12 protein-coding genes are annotated in these 16,915 nt (G+C 69.4%); 3 read left to right on the plus strand and 9 right to left on the minus strand.

Features of this window, described 5'->3' with window-relative positions; genetic code table 11:
* The first annotated feature begins 216 nt into the window (after positions 1–216).
* A complete protein-coding gene (locus tag KDB89_RS14185) occupies positions 217–1,440 on the plus strand; it encodes an NAD(P)/FAD-dependent oxidoreductase (RefSeq protein WP_219082120.1) in 1,224 nt (407 codons plus the stop codon).
* A 688-nt stretch (positions 1,441–2,128) separates the two neighbouring features.
* On the opposite strand, the gene KDB89_RS14190 is transcribed toward KDB89_RS14185, so the two are convergent.
* The 8 genes from KDB89_RS14190 to KDB89_RS14225 all read right to left on the minus strand — a co-directional run bounded on the left by KDB89_RS14190 (position 2,129) and on the right by KDB89_RS14225 (position 12,292).
* Positions 2,129–3,037 carry a carbohydrate ABC transporter permease gene (locus KDB89_RS14190; protein WP_439654889.1) on the minus strand — a complete coding sequence of 303 codons (909 nt, stop codon included), beginning with the start codon at positions 3,035–3,037 and terminating at the stop codon, positions 2,129–2,131.
* The gene (locus KDB89_RS14195; RefSeq protein WP_219082124.1) at positions 3,034–4,014 is read right to left on the minus strand and encodes a carbohydrate ABC transporter permease; all 981 of its coding nucleotides are present in this window, start codon (positions 4,012–4,014) and stop codon (positions 3,034–3,036) included. Before KDB89_RS14195 ends, KDB89_RS14190 begins: the two co-directional genes overlap by 4 nt.
* Before the next feature lie 2 nt (positions 4,015–4,016).
* Positions 4,017–5,333 carry an ABC transporter substrate-binding protein gene (locus tag KDB89_RS14200; protein WP_219082126.1) on the minus strand — a complete coding sequence of 439 codons (1,317 nt, stop codon included), beginning with the start codon at positions 5,331–5,333 and terminating at the stop codon, positions 4,017–4,019.
* Between the two features lie 79 nt (positions 5,334–5,412).
* Positions 5,413–7,599 carry a 1,3-beta-galactosyl-N-acetylhexosamine phosphorylase gene (gene gnpA, locus KDB89_RS14205; RefSeq protein ID WP_219082128.1) on the minus strand — a complete coding sequence of 729 codons (2,187 nt, stop codon included), beginning with the start codon at positions 7,597–7,599 and terminating at the stop codon, positions 5,413–5,415.
* A 131-nt stretch (positions 7,600–7,730) separates the two neighbouring features.
* A complete protein-coding gene (locus tag KDB89_RS14210; protein ID WP_219082129.1) occupies positions 7,731–8,987 on the minus strand; it encodes an ROK family transcriptional regulator in 1,257 nt (418 codons plus the stop codon).
* Between the two features lie 118 nt (positions 8,988–9,105).
* Positions 9,106–10,242, minus strand: coding sequence for an ROK family transcriptional regulator (locus tag KDB89_RS14215; RefSeq protein ID WP_219082131.1), 1,137 nt, complete (start codon positions 10,240–10,242; stop codon positions 9,106–9,108).
* Positions 10,243–10,280: 38 nt separating this feature from the next.
* Positions 10,281–11,471: a galactokinase family protein gene (locus KDB89_RS14220; RefSeq protein ID WP_219082133.1), complete on the minus strand. Its 1,191-nt coding sequence runs from the start codon at positions 11,469–11,471 to the stop codon at positions 10,281–10,283.
* Entirely contained in the window at positions 11,468–12,292 is an 825-nt protein-coding gene (locus KDB89_RS14225) for a nucleotidyltransferase family protein (RefSeq protein ID WP_219082135.1), read from the minus strand. Before KDB89_RS14225 ends, KDB89_RS14220 begins: the two co-directional genes overlap by 4 nt.
* Positions 12,293–12,369: 77 nt before the next feature.
* Here KDB89_RS14225 and KDB89_RS14230 point away from each other — a divergent pair, with 77 nt between their 5' ends.
* The gene (locus KDB89_RS14230; protein ID WP_219082137.1) at positions 12,370–13,779 is read left to right on the plus strand and encodes a phosphoglucomutase/phosphomannomutase family protein; all 1,410 of its coding nucleotides are present in this window, start codon (positions 12,370–12,372) and stop codon (positions 13,777–13,779) included.
* Between the two features lie 238 nt (positions 13,780–14,017).
* The gene (locus KDB89_RS14235) at positions 14,018–14,461 is read left to right on the plus strand and encodes an SRPBCC family protein (protein WP_219082139.1); all 444 of its coding nucleotides are present in this window, start codon (positions 14,018–14,020) and stop codon (positions 14,459–14,461) included.
* On the opposite strand, the gene KDB89_RS14240 is transcribed toward KDB89_RS14235, so the two are convergent.
* A complete protein-coding gene (locus tag KDB89_RS14240; protein ID WP_219082141.1) occupies positions 14,458–16,746 on the minus strand; it encodes a HelD family protein in 2,289 nt (762 codons plus the stop codon). The genes KDB89_RS14235 and KDB89_RS14240 overlap by 4 nt on opposite strands.
* Between the last annotated feature and the right edge of the window lie 169 nt (positions 16,747–16,915).

The raw sequence follows: 16,915 nt of genomic DNA on the forward strand, positions 1-16,915 counted from the left end.
CCGCTTCACTCCTCCCCGTGCCGAGGTTCTGAACGATCCTCGGCAGGGGACCGGGGAGAAGTGGGCAGTGCCCCGATCTCGGAGCGACGGTCAGGCCACGCCGACGCTTTCCACTCGGCCGACGGCGCCGACCCACTGGGCCGGCGAGCGCACAGGCATGAACCGTCGAAGGGCGACACTGTCGATGGGCTGAGGCAACGGTGGAGGCGAGCAGCGATGACACACAGCGAGAGATTCGACCATCTCATCGTGGGAGCGGGCGTGGCCGCGGCCGCCGCGGCCAGGGCCATCCGCGAGCGGGACCCGTCGGCCAGCGTCGGCATCATCGGGCGGGAGCCGGACGGTCCGTACTACCGGCCGAACCTCTCCAAGAGCCTCTGGCTCGACGACTCCACCAGCCTCGACGACGGCTGGCTCCTCGGCGACGACGACGGGGTCGAGCTGATCACGGGCGTCGCGGCGACGCGGCTCCACCCCCAGACGCAGGTGGTGAGCCTGTCGAACGCGGAGCAGATCGGCTACGGGCAGCTGCTGCTGGCCACCGGCGCCAGCCCCCGGACGCTGCCGACGCTGCCTCCCGGCGACCGCGTCTTCTACTACCGCACCGTCGATGACTACCGGCGGCTCCGCGACGTCGCTCAGCCCGGTTCGAAGGCCGTGGTCGTCGGGGGCGGATACATCGGCGCGGAACTGGCCGCGGCGCTCGCGTCGAACGACGTTGCCGTGACGCTGGTGATCCCGACCCGGACGGTGCAGTCGAACCTGTTCCCGCCGGACCTGGCCAAGCGGGTCACGGAGACGTTCCGGTCGCGCGGCGTGACGGTGAAGGCGGGTGCGCGGGTCATGTCTGGCACGGCCACCGACGACGGCGGCGTGCGGCTGGAGACGGAGGCCGGCGCGACGCTGACCGCCGACTACGTCGTCTTCGGCATCGGCGTCACGCCGAACATCAAGCTCGCCGAGTGCGCCGGCCTCAAGACCGACGGCGGCATCGTCGTCGACGAGTACCTCTCCACCAGCGTGCCCGGCATCTGGGCGGCGGGCGACGTCGCCCACTACCCCGACGCCCTGCTCGAGATGCGCCGCGTGGAGCACGTCGACAACGCCGAGCACCAGGGCGCGCGTGCCGGCCGCAACATGGTCGCCGCGACGAGGCGGAAAACGCTCAAGGCCTACAACTACACGCCCATCTTCTGGTCGGATCTGTTCGACTACGGGTACGAGGCCGTCGGCGAGATCGACTCGTCGTACGCCACCGTCGAGGACTTCACCCCGGACCTGTCGTCGGGCGTCATCTACTACCTGCTCGACGGGCACGTCCGCGGCGTACTGCTGTGGAACGTGTGGGAGTCGACCGACAAGGCTAAGAAGCTGATCGGCGACACGTCGGCCCGCTCCATCCGCGCCTCCGAACTCAAGGGCCGCATCCCGCTGGGTTGATCCGACTCGCCCGTCGGCCACCGCTCCCGAGAACCGGGCGCTGCTCCGTCGCGCTGTCATCCCCGCCTCCGAAAACCGTTCAGTGGTCGATTCTCCTCGGTCTGCCAGCGAAAACCGTTCACCGACCCGTCGCCAAGCGTCCGCTCACGGTTGAGGGCTACGGTGCCTGCCAAGCGCTGCCATGCGCGACGGTGCGCTGCCGACCCTCGGAAACCCGGGCCGCGGAGCACGCAGCGACCCGAACCCGACGCCCATCAGTGCACAGAAGTGGCCTGGTCCGGAGCACCCGGACATAGGCGACGTGCTCCGGACCAGGCCACAGTTGTGCACGCAAGACGCTCTCACAGCTGCCCCGCACGTCGCCACCCCTCCGTCACCCGTCGCCTCTCCCCTCCAAAGACCCCACAGTCCCGAATTTCGGGCACTGCTCACTTCTCCCCGGTCCGACGACGAAGAGCGCACACCGCCTGGAGTCGCTCTCTCACTGCCCGCCGAGGGGCGCCACCCTGTGAACGATTCTCGACACCGGACCGGGGAGAATCGACCACTGAACGATTTTCGGGATGTGAGGCGGCATGGGAGGCGGCACGGGAGGCGGGAGCGACGGGGAGCGCCGCCGAGCGGGCAGAGCAGTACACGGTTCCGGTCGGACTACCGACCGGAACCGTGCACGACGGGGCGCCGGACCTCAGCCCTTCACAGCACCCGCGGCCAGGCCCGACTGCCACTGCTTCTGCAGCCCCAGGAACAGGATGATCAGCGGGACCACGCCCAGCAGGGCGCCCTGCAGGACCGCGCCGTACTGCGGGTTGAAGTAGCTCATCATCCCGTACAGGCCCAGCGTGACGGGCTTGAGTTCCGGGGAGTTGAGCATCATCAGCGGCAGCAGGAAGTTGTTCCAGGTGGCGACGAAGATGAACAGGAAGATCGTCACCATCGCCGGCGCCAGCAGCTTGAGCACGATGCCGAAGAAGATGCGGATCTCGCCGGCCCCGTCCAGGCGCGCCGACTCGATGATCTCGTCCGGCACCGACGACTGCGCGTAGACCCTGCCGAGGAACACGCCGAACGGGCTCACGCACGACGGGATGATGACCGCCCAGATGGTGTTGGTCAGCCCGATGGCGTGGAACACGACGTAAAGCGGAATGGTCAGCAGCGCGATGGGCAGCAGCAGCCCGGCCATGATGACCACCTGCACCGCCCCGCGACCCGGGAACGCGAACTTCGCGAGCCCGTACCCGGCGGCCACCGACACCAGCGTCCCGACGACGCCGGCCGTCGCGGAGTAGAACACCGAGTTGGCGACCCAGCGCCAGAACATCTGCTGCGTCCAGCCCATCAGCTCGACGTAGTTCTGCACGGTGTTGTTCGCGGCGAACCACCACCCGTTGCTGGTGACGATGTCACCGTTCGACTTGGTCGACGTGATGACCAGCCAGTAGATCGGCGCCAGGAAGTACAGCAGCGCGACGACCAGCACCACGATCGTCACGACGGTGACGACCCGCTTCGGCCGCAGGGACCGGGGCAGTCCGCCGTCCGACGGGCGGTACGTCGTGCCGTCGGGGAGGGTCGCAAGCTTGCGGGACATCAGTCGGCCTTCTTCTGCAGCAGGGCGTAGCCGACGGCGAGCACGCCGGCGATCAGCGCCATCAGGATCGAGATGGCCGACGCGGGGCCGTCACCCGACGGCGACAGGCCGCCCATCATCGTGTTGTAGGCCATCATCATCGGCGTGTAGTCGGCGCCCATCCACGGGTTCACCGCCTGCAGCACCGTCGGCTCGTTGAACAGCTGGACGGTGCCGATGATCGACAGCAGCACGGCAAGCAGCATGGCGTTGCGCACCAGCGGCACCTTGATCGCCCACACGATCGTCCACTCGGAGGCGCCCTCCATGCGGGCCGCCTCGTATAGCTCGTGCGGGATCGACTGCAGCGCCGCCAGGAAGATCAGCATGTTGTAGCCGGTGAACGTCCAGGTGGTCATGTTCGCCATCGACCACAGGATGATGTTGGGCGCGAAGAAGTCGATGTGCCCCCCGAACAGTCCGAGCACCTGGTTGATCGGCGAGAACTGCGGGTTGTACATGTACGTCCAGATCAGCGCCGCGACGACGCCCGGCACCGCGTACGGCAGGAAGTAGCCGAGCCGGAACCCCGCGACCCGGCGGACCGACGCCGAGTCGAGCAGGAGCGCCAGCCCCAGCGCCGAGAGGATCATCAACGGCACCTGGACGATGCCGAACAGGAACACCCGCCCCATGCCCGCCCAGAAGGCGCTGCTCGTGGCGTAGTGGACGTAGTTCTCGAAGCCGACGAACTGGTTGACCAGCTCGCCGCCGCCGTAGAGCCCGCCTCCCGAGGCGACGCCCCGGAAGAAGGACTGGTAGATCGAGACCCCGATGGGGATCAGGAAGCAGAACGCGAAGAGGATGGCGAACGGGGCCAGGAAACCCCATCCGGCCAGCACGGTGCGCCGCCGACCCGGGCGGGACGCGGCGCGTCCCGCCCGTCGGGGCGTCTGCGCGGGGCGCGCAGCGGCTCCCCGGTCGACGACACTCGTAGTCATGATCAGGCGACCGGGAGCCCGGCGTCCTTGAGCGACGACACCGAGGCGTCCTGCGCCGCCGTGAAGATGTCGGCGACCTTGCCCGATCCGTCACCGGCAGCCGCGGCGGCCTTCGCCATCGGGTCGGCGATCGCCGGCCAGGTCGGCATGTAGCCGAAGGCCGGGTTCAGCGTGTCGTTCGCGGCGGCGAGCTCGGCGAAGACGTCCTGGCCGCCGTAGAAGTCGCTGACCGACTCGGGCGTGGTGACCGTGCCCTTGGCGGCGACGACGAGGCCCTGCGTGGCGAGGTCGTCGATCTGGGTGTTCAGCCAGTTGTTGAACTCCATGGCCTGGGCCGGGTGGTCGCAGCCCTTCATGACCGCGACGCCGGAACCGCCGTCGGGGCCGGTCATCTGCTGCGTGGCGAACATGGGCAGCTGGGTGACGGCCCACTGGCCCTCGTTGTCGGATCCGGCCATGTCGCCGGCGAGCAGCGGGGCCTCCCAGGCGGCGCCGACCGTGCCGATCAGCGACTGGTCGATCAGGGCGGCCTTGAAGCCGTCGCCCCAGCGGTTCTCGACGAGCGTGGTCTTGGCGTCGAGCATCTGCTGCCAGGTGTCGGCGACCTTCGCGGTCTCCTCCGAGGTCACGTTGACCTTCCAGGCGTCGTTCTCGACGGTGTACCAGGTGGCGCCCGCGGCGGCGGACTGCGCGGCGAGCCAGTACTGGGCCTCGTCGGGCTGGAACGCGGTGATGTACTTGCCCTGCTCGGCGGCCTTCGCGGCGGTGGCGACCAGCTCGTCGGCGGTGGTGGGGACGTCGAGGCCGAGCTTCTCGAACTCAGCCTTGTTGTAGTAGTAGACGAGCGGCCCGGTGTCCTGCGGCAGGCCGACGGAGATGTCGCCGACCTTCATGAGACCCTGCGCGCCCTCGGAGAAGTTGGCCGTGTACTTGGCGGCCTCGGCGGTGACGTCCTCGAGCAGCCCCTTGGTGTAGAGCGACGGGACCTCGGCGTAGCCGACCTGCGCGAGGCAGGCGGCGCTGTCGGCCTTGACGTCGTTCTCGAGCTTCTTGACCATCTCGGCGGCCTGGCCGTCGAACTTGGTGGCCTCGACCTGGATGTCCGGGTGCTCGGCGTTCCACTTGGCGACGATGTCGGCGATCTTCGTCATGCCTTCGCCGTCGGGCAGTCGGTGCAGGTACTGCAGTGAGACCTTCTCGGCGGCGGGAGCCGACGACTCGGCAGGGGTGGAGCCCGTCGTGGTGTTGCCGGCGCAGGCGGTCAGGCCGACCGCGGCGACGATGCCGACGGCGCCGAGGCGGAGGTAGCGGGTGGTCATGGTGTTCCTTTCGGGTTTGCGATTCGCGCCGCGTCCACCGTGGACGCTCGCACGCTCCGGGCCACGTGCCCGGTCTTGCTCATCGGCGGAGTTCACGGGTTTCCACCCATGCGTGGCCGTACGGGTCGAGCTCGACGACCCAGTCGTCGCCCCCGCCCCGAACCGTCGTCCGGACGTGCTCGTCGGTGTTGTTGAGGACGACGAACTGTCCGCTCTCCGGGTAGTGGGCAACCTCGACGCGCGGGTCGTCGGCGATCCACTCACCGAACGCGCTGTCGCGCCCGGCGGCCCAGTAGAGCGCGCGGTGCAGGAGCCGCGCGTTCTCATGGCTGTAGGGCAGGCCGGCCAGGTACACACCGCGACCCTCGCCGTAGTGCGACGCGGCGGCCTGCACGGTGCCGCGGCCCGCGGCGAGCACCTCGACGTCGCGGGTGAACGCGACGATGTCCGGGGTGCCTTCGCCGACGTCGAGGCCCGCCCCGAGGTCGGCGGTGATGAAGTGCCGCTCGACGGTGTCGAAGGGCCGGTTGGTGGACAGCCCCCAGCCGAGCTCGCGGTCCACGCCGAGCACGTCGGCCAGCTGGAAGGTGACTCCGCCGTCGATGTGGGCGGTGGGGTCGCCGACGCCGACGAGGCCGCCGCCCGCGGCGACGAACGACCGGACCGCGGCCTGGACCCGGGGGGCGCCCCATGCGCTGCCGCCGGAGAACGAGGTGCCCAGCGCGCCGGCGTTGATCAGGACGCCGACGCCGTCGGGCACGCCGTCGCGGATGTCGTCGAAGCTCAGGAAGTCCACCTCGAACGGCAGGCCGGCGAGGGCCTCCAGGACGCCGAGGTATGAGTACGCCTGGCGGTACCAGAGCGCGTGGGCGACCATGTGCGTCTGCCAGCTGCGCAGCCGGCCCCACGCGTTGAGGATCGCGACGCGGAAGGGTGCGCTGGCGGGCCGGCGGCCCTCGCCGCGGTCGTGAATCGCCCTGAACTCGTCGGCGATCTGCTCCATCCGGTCGACGAAGTCCGGGTGCTCGAGGGCGAGGCTGAGGTAGCCGCCGTAGCCGATGCGGTCGAGCGGGGAGCGCACGATCGCGCGGCGGGCCTGCAGCCAGGAGGCGTTGGCCTCGGTGACGGGGTCGCCGCCGGGGTGGAACACGTCGGGGAAGAAGTACGGAAGGAGCCGGCCCTCGGTGTAGCGGACGCCGGGGATGTCGCTGATCATGCGGCAGGTCGCGCCGGAGCCGACCGAGCCGACGACCGCGTCGATGCCCGTCGACGCGAAGAGCGTGCCGTAGGGCTCGGTGCCGATCCAGTTGTCGCCCAGGAACATCATCGCCTCCTTGCCGGAGGCGTGGACGGCGTCGACGAGCTGCCGGACACGGTCGGTGACGAAGCGGTGCTGGAAGTCGATCCAGTCGCGGAAGGCGCGGGTCGGGACGCGGAAGGACGAGTTGTAGTAGCCCTCATCGACGAAGTCTTCGGCGGTCAGCGCGTAGCCGAGGTGCTCCTCGAACTGCTCCATCGCCTCGACGGAGACGGAGGCGGAGTAGCCGAACCAGTCGACGAAGCGCTCCTTCGCGTCGGGCCCGAACACCAGCGTGAAGTGGTAGAAGAACGTGGTGAACCGGACGACGTCCACCTCGGGATGGTCGCCCAGCCAGCCGTCGAGCGAGGAGCGGACGTGCTCCCAGGTCGCGGGGTGACGCACGTCGAAGGGCGACTCGCGGATGCGCGACGGGTCGTCGGCCCAGTCGTTGGTGATGTAGTTGTACATCTGGGTGGGGTCCCAGGTCTGCACGGCGAGGAAGTCGACGGTGTAGACGTGGCCCGCGACGGCCCCGGTCACCGTCACGACGGTGTCCGCGCCCTCACCCGACACCCGCCAGGTGCCCGGGGGCAGGGTCTCTCCGGTGGTGCGGTCGATGACCTGCCACCAGCGGTCCACATCGCAGCCGAGGTCGGGCGTGACCTGCAGCGCGTACCAGCCGGCCATCAGCGGGATCTCGAGATCGCCGTCGGCCAGGGCCGGGGTCCGCTCGGACATCAGGTAGCTGCGGGTCAGTTCCGACGGGTGGGCGTCGGCCCACTCCTGGTCGCCGCGGCCGACGAAGTAGGTGGCGTAGACCTTGGCGGCCAGCTCGCCGACGATCGCCGGCAGCTCCGTGCCGTCCGAGTTGCGCACGGCGTCGGCGCCGAGCCTCTCGAGCAGTCCGACGAGTTGGTCGTCGAGTCCGGTCTCGATCGGCAGGGTCAGTCGGCCAGGTGCCGTCATCGCGCCTCCTTGTGCTGGTGCGGCTGGTGCGCGGCCTCGTCATTGATTCGTTCGGCCGGTGGTCGAAATATTAGGCAGGCGTGTCGGGCCGTGTCAATGAAGACGGGAGGGCTCAGTGCGAAATGATCAGTTCAGGCGAGCGGTGGGACGCTCGTCGGGTCGACGAACACGCCCTCGATGGCCGCCTGGGCGGCCCCTCGCGAGGCGCTGATGATCCCCATGGAGCTGACGGCGAGCTCGACCGAACTGCCCTCGTCCATCCGACGGGCCCCGAGTGCGGCACCCAGCGGGGCGAGCAGCTGGTCGCCGAAGTACGCGAAGTAGCCGCCGAGCACGACGACCTGCGGGTTGAGGATGTCCACGAGGATCGACACGCCCGTGGCGAGGTTGGCCGTGATCGTCGCCAGGGCGTCGAGGGTCCGCCGGTCGCCATCCTCCGCGCGCGCCCGGACGATCTGCAGCCGGTCCTCCAGCGGCAGCGTCGGATCGGAGAGTTCCGTGCCGTCGGGGTCCACGAGCCCGAACAGCGCGGTCAATCCCACGATGGTCTCCCAGCAGCCGACCCGGCCGCACGCGCAGGGACGACGCTCGGGGTCGAGCGGCATGTGCCCGACCTCGCCGGAGAACCCGGACCAGCCTCGCACGAGCCGCCCACCCGCGACGATGCCAGCTCCGACGCCGACGTCGCCCGTGAGGTAGAGCAGGTCCTCGACGCCCCTGCCCGCGTAGGTGGCGTACTCGGCCACCGCGGCAAACTTCGCATCACTCTCAAGCTGGAGGGGCGGGGCGTCAGGGCCGAGCCGGGCGGCGAGTTCGGCGATCAGCGGCACGTTGCGCCAGCCCAGATTGGGCGCAAAGCGCACGGTCCCCGAGCGGTAGTCGATGACGCCGGTGGCCGCGACCTTCATGGCCACGACGTGGAAGCCCGCCTCCCGCAGCGACGCGAGCGTGCGGGACGCGAGGGAGGCCACGCGGTCGATGACGGCGTCGGCCTCGAGGGTCTGGACGGCGATCGGCGCCGTTGTCTCCCGGATGACCCGGCCGGCGAGATCGACCGCTGTGAGCGCGATGTAGTCGACGTTGATCTCGACGCCGAGGCCGGCGACGTGGCTGCCGTCGATCGTCACGAGCAGGCCGGGGCGGCCGACGAGGCCGGTGCGGTCGGGGGCCCCTTCGCTGACGAGGCCTCGCTCGACCAAGTCACTGATGACGCTCGACATCGTCGACTTCGACAGGCCCGTCTCGGTCGCGAGTCGCGCGCGGGAGCTTCCGCCGGTGGATCGCAGATGCCGGAGGATGAGCCCCATGTTGGCGGCCCTCATGTGCGCCTGGTCGACCCGACCGGCGACCGCGGGCGCGGACCGCAGTGTCCGTGTGCTCTCCGCCATGCGTGCCACCTAGCCTTCATCCGCCGCGCGTCATGCGACAGCTTAGTGCGAACCGTTCACCTTGGATACTTAGTCTATTGGCCGCACTAATAGCTTGTCGATCGGACCGCCATGGAAGTCAGCTGACCGACGGGCTGCCGCCCAGGCTGGACCGCTGCGCGGCTGCCACACCGCCCGGGTTCTCAAGCAGGAGACGCCGGACACGGGCCCGCGCCAGCTGCGCCGCGCCGGACGCCACCGCAAACTCGTCGAGGGAGGAGAAGCGGATCTCCGGCGCAACCTGGACGCGCGCGGACACCGCCACGCGGAACTCCTCGCCGAGGTCGCGCACCGCAGGGGCCAGCGCCCCCGCGACGACGACCGTGGCCGGATCGACCAACGCGATCGCGAACGCGAGCTGCGGCGTGATCCGCCGGAAGAACTCCCGCGCCGACGACACGGCCTCCCTGTCCCCCGCGCCGGCCGCCTCGAGCGAGGCGCCGACGGGGTCGGGCAGGCCCGCGTGACGCGCGATCCCCTCCCAGGGCTGGATGAGATCGCTGGTCGCGAGGTCTCCCGCCGTGCCATGCGCGCCGAGATAGTCGGCGCCGTTGAGGACCCAGGCGATGCTGGGGCGACGACCGAGGTGGATCAGCATGACGTGGCGCGGCGCGACGGCGGTCGACTCGGCCCAGAGCGCCGCGCGAGTGTCGTGGTAGATCCGCAGCGGGCCGGGTACCGCCGAGGCGAGGATGGCGTGCGCGTCGAGCCCCTCGAGATGCGGCAGCGCGACCGAGCGGATGACCGTTCCGGTGGTGTCGATCGCCCCCGAGATGGCGGCCCCGGTCATCCAGACCGCGTCGGGGTCTACGCCCTGCGTGGCCCGGCGGACCGCGTCGAGCATGGACGCGACCGCGGCGCGGGGCTCCGGGATGGCGGCCCTGCCGACCTGCTCGACGGTGCCGTCGGGGCGCAGGAGGACTGCACGGACGGTGTGTCCGCCGACGTCGACGCCGAGCACGCTGACGGGCAGCTCGCGGAGGCGGTAGGAGCGCGCGGGGCGGCCCATGCCGGAGCGTTCCGGGCTCAGCTCCTCGACCCAGCCCTTGCGTTGCAGCCCGCGCAGCACGTCGCCGGCCGAGGCCGACGTGAGGCCGGTCAGCGTCGCCACCTCCGCGACCCGCAGGTTCGCCCGGCCCTCCATGGCATCGATGACGGCGCGTTCGTTCCAGTGGCGGACGGTCGACGCGTCCGCACCCGTGGTCACGTCGCTCATGGGGCCTCCGCCGTGAACGCTACCGCCTCCCGACAAGGTCAGGCGACGATCTCCCCCTGGGGCCCCGACGGTCGCGACACCAGCGCCGAACTGGTCAGCGCGTGCTGGGGGAACTCGGCCCGGTAGGCGGCCAGCCAGTCAGCGGCGAAGTCACGTGCCCCGGCCCCGTCCGTGAGTGCCCACACGCTACCGCCGAAGCCGGCACCGAAGGCGGACGACGCGTGCGCGCCCAGCGAGCGGGCGAGCGCGGCGAGCCGGTCCGTCTCCGGCACCTGGTTGCGCAGGAGCGTCGAGGCAAGGCGCTGCGACTCGTCGCAGATCCCGCCGAGGGAGGTCAGGTCGCCGGCGGCCAGCGCGGACGCCGCGCCGGGAACGAGTCGTTCGGACTCGGCGAGGAAGTGCCCGAGGCGGTCCGCGAGGACCTGGTCATCGGCGACCAGCGCGGTCAGCCGGTCGACGGCATCGGGAGCGGAGGTGATGGCTGCGCCGAGGTGGGCATCGGCGCGTCCGGTCGCGTCGTTCCAGCGACGAGTCACGGCCTGGGCCGTCAGCGAAGCGCGGTTGTAGGCGTCGCGCGCGGCGCCGGTCTTCTCGGCCAGCACCCCGCTGGTCGCAGCCACGAAGGTCAGGCCGTCGGGGACGCGGACGTCGCCCTGACGGACGGCGGGTCCGAAGCGGAACCTCGTGACGTGGTCCTCGCGGCAGCACACCATCGCGGTATGGTCCTCGGATCCGCCGAAGGTGCCGACGCCCTTGTCACCGACGAGGTCGCCGAAGGATGAGCCGTTCTCGATGCACGCGAGGTAGGTGGCGAGCGCCTCTGGGCTGGTGATCTCGCGGGCCCACACGGCGGTCTCGTCGAACCCGTTGAATCTCACGAGCGCCATCGCCGTCGCGACCAGCAGCGCCGACGAGCTGCTCATGCCCGAGGCGAGCGGGAGGGTCGACGCGATGTCGATCGTGCAGGGCGCTACCCGGCCGAAGTTCCGCTCGAGGCGGCCGAGGATGACGCGCAGGTAGTTGGCCCAGTGGCCGGCGGGGAGGTCGGTGGCGGAGCGCAGCTCCACGGCCCCGCGCACGGCGTCGGTGCTCGCGGTCACCCCGTCGGGGGCCGGCCGCACGTCGACGGTGACCCCGCGGTCGAGCGCCATGATGAGTGACTGGCCGCCGGCGTAGTCGGTGTGCTTGCCGAGCACCTCGATGCGGCCGGGCGCGAACCAGCGGGTCACAGGCGGACCTCGCGATCCTTCAGGATGGCCTGCACGCCGGCGACGTCGTGGCGCGTGGAGAGGTCGAGGACCGGCTCGTCGGAACGGACGACCGCGATCCGGTCGCCGGACGCGAGCGCCGCGCGCACCGCGTCGGTGAGCTCATACTCGCCGCGGGCCGACGGGGTCAGCTCGGCCAGGTGGTCGAAGATCTCGGGGGTGAAGCGGTAGCAGTTCATGCTGACAGGCGCGTCCGCGCCCAGCCGGGCGAACGTCTCGGCGTCCGGCTTCTCGACGATGGACGCGAGGTGGCCGTCGGGGGTGACCTCGATGAGCGCGAAGCTGCGGACGCGCTCGGCCGGGATATTGCCCTTCGTCGAGAGGGCCGCCGCGTCGAACCCCACCAGACCCATGCCGTCGACGCCCTGCAGTTGCTCAAGGGCGGAGGCCGGGTAGTAGTTGTCGGAGTTCAGGACGAAGAACGGCTCGTCGCCGATGACCGCCCGGGCGCAGGCAACCGCGTCGCCGGTGCCGAGCGGCTCCGCCTGCACCGCGAACTCGAACGTCACCCTGTCGGCAGGGACCGTGCCGTAGTAGTTGCGGATCTCGTCGTGTTCGGGGCCGATGACGAGGACGACGCGCGTAACGCCGGCGTCGGCGGCGGCCGACACGACGTGGTCGAGGAACGGGCGGCCGACGTCGATCATGCCCTTCATGCCGCGCTCGGCCATGCGCGACTGCGCGGCGTCGAGCTGCGTCTCCTCCGCGGCGGCCCGCATGCGCGTGCCCAGTCCGCGGGCCATCACCAGGGCCGTGCGGACCCGTGCAATCTCAGTGCTCATGGTCGCCACCCTAGGGTATTGCAAGAGACTTCGTAAAGTCTCTTGCAAAAGTTGCTGCCGGGGTTTACGTTGGGGCCATGATTCACTTCGGTACTGGCGGTTGGCGAGAGATCATCGGCGACGGGTTCACCCGCGCCAACGTGCGGCGCGTGGTGCAGGCGCTCTGCACCCGCATGGCGGACGAGGGGGTCGCCGAGCGGGGCGTCATCGTCGGCTACGACCGCCGCTTCCTGTCGAAGGAGGCCGCCGAGTGGGCGGTGGAGGTGTTCGTCGGCAACGGCGTGCCCGTGACCCTGATCGACCGGCCCGCGCCGACCCCGATGTTCATGTGGACCGTCCGCGACAAGGGCTGCGCCTACGGCCTGGCCGTCACCGCGAGCCACAACCCCGCGCTGTACAACGGCCTGAAGATCTTCACCGAGGGCGGGCGAGACGCCGAGGTCGAAATCACCAACGAGCTCGCCGACGCCGCGAACCTGCTGACCGACGCGGACATCGTCGCCGTCGAGGACGTCCGCGCCAACCCGCTGACGACGCTCCAGACCTCGATGAACTGGTACATCGACTCGATCATGGACCAGCTCGACCTCGAGGCGATCCGGCACCGCCACCTGAACATCGTGCTCGACCCGATGTTCGGCGTCTCGCAGACCTGCCTGCAGACGATCCTCATGACCGCGCGCTGCCAGGTCGACGTCATCAACGCCCGGCACGACGCTCTGTTCGGCGGGCGGCTCCCCTCCCCCAACGCGCACACTCTCGACTCGCTGCGGCAGGCCGTCGTGGAGAGCGGCGCCGACCTCGGGATCGCGACCGACGGCGACGCCGACCGGCTCGGGATCATCGACGACCTCGGCAACTTCCTGCACCCGAACCAGATCCTCGTGCTGCTGTACCACTACCTGATCTCCAGCAAGGGCTGGGAGGGGCCGGCGGTGCGCAACATGTCGACGACCCACATGCTCGACCGCGTCGCCGAAGCGCACGGCCAGGTCTGTTACGAGGTCCCCGTCGGCTTCAAGTGGATCTCCGCGAAGATGGCCGAGACCGACGCCGTCATCGGCGGCGAGTCCTCCGGCGGCCTGACCGTCCGCGGTCACATCCCCGGCAAGGACGGCGTGCAGGCCGGGTCGCTGCTCGTGGAGATGGTCGCGAAGAGCGGCCGGAAGCTCAGCGAGCTGTGGGGCGAGATGGTCGAGCTCTACGGCCAGGCCGAGATGGTCGAGGACGCCTATGGCTTCAATGCCGAGCGCCGCGAGGCGCTGATGCAGCGGATCTTCGTCGATCACGACCTGCCGGAGTTCCCCGTCAAGGTGGAGCGGATCGGCTGGGACGACGGCTGCAAGGTCTACTTCGACAACGGCGGCTGGGCGACCATCCGCTTCTCCGGCACCGAGCCCGTCCTCCGCGTGTTCTGCGAGATGCCGGCCCAGGCCGAGGCGGCCGCCGTCAGCTCCCTGATCGCAACCCACTACGACCTCCACTGATCCGGCTCGCTGAGCCTGTCGAAGCGCCCCGAGCGAAGCGAGGGGACTGCGCCGGCGTGCACAACTGTGGCTAGAGCCGGAGCACTCGGATATAGGCCGCGTGCTTCGGCTCTGGCCACAGTTGTGCACGGGAAGGGACCTCATCCCGCGTGAACCAACGCCGTTCCCAAGAACCGGGGAAGGGCGACCGTCAGCGAGGGTCGCATCTGCAGGGCCGACGCCGGGATATCGTGCCGTGATGCCCGCAGGTTTCATGATCGAGCTGACGTGCGATGCCCCACCCGACGACGTGCTTCGCCGGGTGCTCGATCTGCGGGCCCACAGCCGCGTGATTCCGCTGACCCGAGTCACGCCGGAAATGGCCGCCGATCAGCTCGCCGTCGGGGCCGTGTTCGTGGCGCGGACGTCTGTCGGGCCCGTCGGATTCGACGACCCGATGCGCGTCGACCAACTGAGCTTCCGGCCCGCGACCGTGACGATCGTCAAGCTCGGCAAGGCCATCGGCGGGGCTGTCTGCATCCGCGTCGACCCGACGACCGGCGGCAGCCGCATGCGCTGGGAGCAGAGCGTCGACCTACCCTGGCTGCCTCAGGTCCTCCAGCCCGCGACCGCTCGTGTGCTCCGCGGAGGATACCGACGGATACTGCGACGGCTCATGAAGGCGTCTCTACCCGCCTCCTAGTCATCGACGAGACAATCGACTCCCAGCAGATCCGCCAAAGCCTCAATAAGCGGCGCGTAGAGGGCGGGAGCCAGCGTCGCCTCGATATCAGCAGCGATATCAGCGACGGTGTCGGCCACAATCCTCTCCGCTCGCGCATTCCTCTTCCCACGCGCAGAGCCGCCCTGTGCTTTGGTTGCCGGGGTGGTGAGGACATCGGCGCGCATCGGTTGCGCAACTGTGCCAGTGGAGAGGCTAGGCGTCGGATCCACGGACAAGCCGTCTCCCGCGACCGGTGCTCCCAACAAGCCGATCTCCGCCAGATCGCGGCTGAAGACGACGGAGGCGAAGCGCGTGGTGCGGGTGAGCGCGATGTAGAGGAGACGGAGCCCATGCGCCGACTCGGCAACGATTCCAGCGGGTTCGACGACCACGATTGCGTCGAACTCGAGCCCCTTGGATTCGGCGGCCGTCATGAGGTTGATGGACGTGCCGAGGTGCCCATCGGCCGGTGATTTGACGTTGGTGTTTGCAGCAGAGAATGCACTACGCACATCGCCGACCAGCGCCTCAGGCGCGATGACGCCGACCAGAAGGCCGCTGCTCGCATAGTCCTTCGCCTCACGAATGGCGTGGCCACTGACCTCGTCGGGATGGCAGGGCGCGACGACCGGCTCACGCGAGCTGTCGCGCACAACGATGGGCGGCCTGACCTCCGGGGCGGCAAGCTGCACCAGTGGACGGGCCAGCTCAAACACCTGGCGAGGGACTCGATAGCCGTACTCGAGGGTCTCAAGGCGCCGCTTGTTGCTCCGGGTCTTCAGAGCCGAGAAGACGTCATCCCAGGAATCGCGAGCCCACGGGCCCGTCGACTGAGCCAGGTCACCGACGATGGTGTACGAGCCGGTCGGGCACAGTCGAGCGAGGGAGCGCAGCTGCATGGCTGAGAGATCCTGTGCCTCGTCCACGACGACGTGGGCGTGGCCCGACCTACGGCCGTTGATGAGCCACTCGGCCTCATCGACCAGGGCGACGTCAGCGTGGGCCCACTCCTCCGACCCGAGGCTCGACGCAGCTTGCCGGTACAGCCGCTCGATGTCTCCCGCAGTGAAGTCATCACCCGCAGCCTCAGTCAGCCTCTGCCTCGAGCCAAGGAGTTCCTGAACGAACCGCGCCGGTGTCAAGGACGGCCAGATGCGCTCTGTCACCCTCTCGATCACGGGCTGATCTACAGCTCGCCGACCAGCCTGCTGCAGCACGAGGTCGGAGATGATCCGCTTCAGATCCGCTCTACGGGCGCTGTACGGCGCACTGCTGCCTGTGTTCCGCCACCGAGCGATCGTCCGCCGCAGGTCATCCCCTGCAATGCGGACCTGACCGTTCGGGGTCTCCACTGCAATCCGCGGCTCCTCCGGTGGCCGGACCCGATTCCACAGTGCTCGCCGGAGCAGTTCCACCATCCGCAAGTCGCCCTTGAGCCTGGTCGTCTCGAAGGGCTCCGTGCGCCCGGTGGACGCGACGGGACCGAGCCTGGTCAGGTCAGCGTGACCTACCCCACCTTCCCCTAGCGATGGAAGGACCTTGCGGATGTACTCGGTGAACGCCCTGTTCGGGCTGACCACCAGCACGCTCTCGGCCGGGAGGATGTCCCGGAAGTTGTACAGGAGCCAGGCGACACGATGCAGGGCGACCGCCGTCTTCCCCGTGCCCGGGCCTCCCTGCACTACGAGGAGGTCCTCCAGCGGACGCTTGATGATGTGGTACTGCGACTGATGAATGGTCTGGACAATGTCTCGCATCTCGTTACTGCGATCGCGTTCGAGGTCCTTCAGGAGCACATCATCAAACTCAGCGTCACCCATGCCGTCCAGGCGCTCAAGTCGGTCGGCCAGGTCCTTGAAGAGGAGATCATCGACCGACTCAATGCGGTTCTTCCTTGTTGTGTAGCTGCGCTTCCTCGTCAGCCCCTGCGGCTCGGTCGCCGTTGCCGTGTAGAAGCGCTGAGCATCCGGACTCGCCCAACTCACCACGAGGACGTCTTTCTCGGCATCCAGGATGGTTCGCCGCCCGACGTAAAGAACCTCGTCGGGGTCATCGATACGCCCGATGGCGACGGCCTCATCCGGATCGCCAAGGTCCTGCGCCAGTCTCCTGCCCTGCTTGGCCACCTCGCTCATCGCCGCCCGAGGTCCCGCCGCCGCCTCCCCGAGACGCCCGAGCCTGGCTCGGGCGACCTCCCGCGCGTCCCATGCCTGATCAAAGTGGGCCTGATCCTCGTGCTGCACATTCGTGGTCGGCGTTGACATGTGAGCACGCTATCGAACCCCACCGACAGCCTTCCGCCATCCACAAGAAGAGACGAACATGCCTCTGACAGCGCCGGGTGCTGTAGGTCTCCTGGCGGCCGCCACCTGGTCCGAGGATGCGGGATCTGTCGGGCCCACTGCATTCAGTGTGTGTCGACCGGTCTGCGCT

The organism is Tessaracoccus palaemonis, assembly GCF_019316905.1.
Taxonomy (GTDB): domain Bacteria; phylum Actinomycetota; class Actinomycetes; order Propionibacteriales; family Propionibacteriaceae; genus Arachnia; species Arachnia palaemonis.

Excerpts from the sequence above, each read along its gene's own strand:
- KDB89_RS14235 (WP_219082139.1), top strand. The coding sequence starts at position 14,018 with ATGCCCGCAGGTTTCATGATCGAGCTGACGTGCGATGCCCCACCCGAC.
- gnpA (WP_219082128.1), bottom strand. The coding sequence starts at position 7,599 with ATGACGGCACCTGGCCGACTGACCCTGCCGATCGAGACCGGACTCGAC.
- KDB89_RS14215 (WP_219082131.1), bottom strand. The coding sequence starts at position 10,242 with ATGAGCGACGTGACCACGGGTGCGGACGCGTCGACCGTCCGCCACTGG.
- KDB89_RS14210 (WP_219082129.1), bottom strand. The coding sequence starts at position 8,987 with ATGGCGGAGAGCACACGGACACTGCGGTCCGCGCCCGCGGTCGCCGGT.
- KDB89_RS14200 (WP_219082126.1), bottom strand. The coding sequence starts at position 5,333 with ATGACCACCCGCTACCTCCGCCTCGGCGCCGTCGGCATCGTCGCCGCG.
- KDB89_RS14240 (WP_219082141.1), bottom strand. The coding sequence starts at position 16,746 with ATGTCAACGCCGACCACGAATGTGCAGCACGAGGATCAGGCCCACTTT.
- KDB89_RS14230 (WP_219082137.1), top strand. The coding sequence starts at position 12,370 with ATGATTCACTTCGGTACTGGCGGTTGGCGAGAGATCATCGGCGACGGG.
- KDB89_RS14225 (WP_219082135.1), bottom strand. The coding sequence starts at position 12,292 with ATGAGCACTGAGATTGCACGGGTCCGCACGGCCCTGGTGATGGCCCGC.
- KDB89_RS14185 (WP_219082120.1), top strand. The coding sequence starts at position 217 with ATGACACACAGCGAGAGATTCGACCATCTCATCGTGGGAGCGGGCGTG.
- KDB89_RS14195 (WP_219082124.1), bottom strand. The coding sequence starts at position 4,014 with ATGACTACGAGTGTCGTCGACCGGGGAGCCGCTGCGCGCCCCGCGCAG.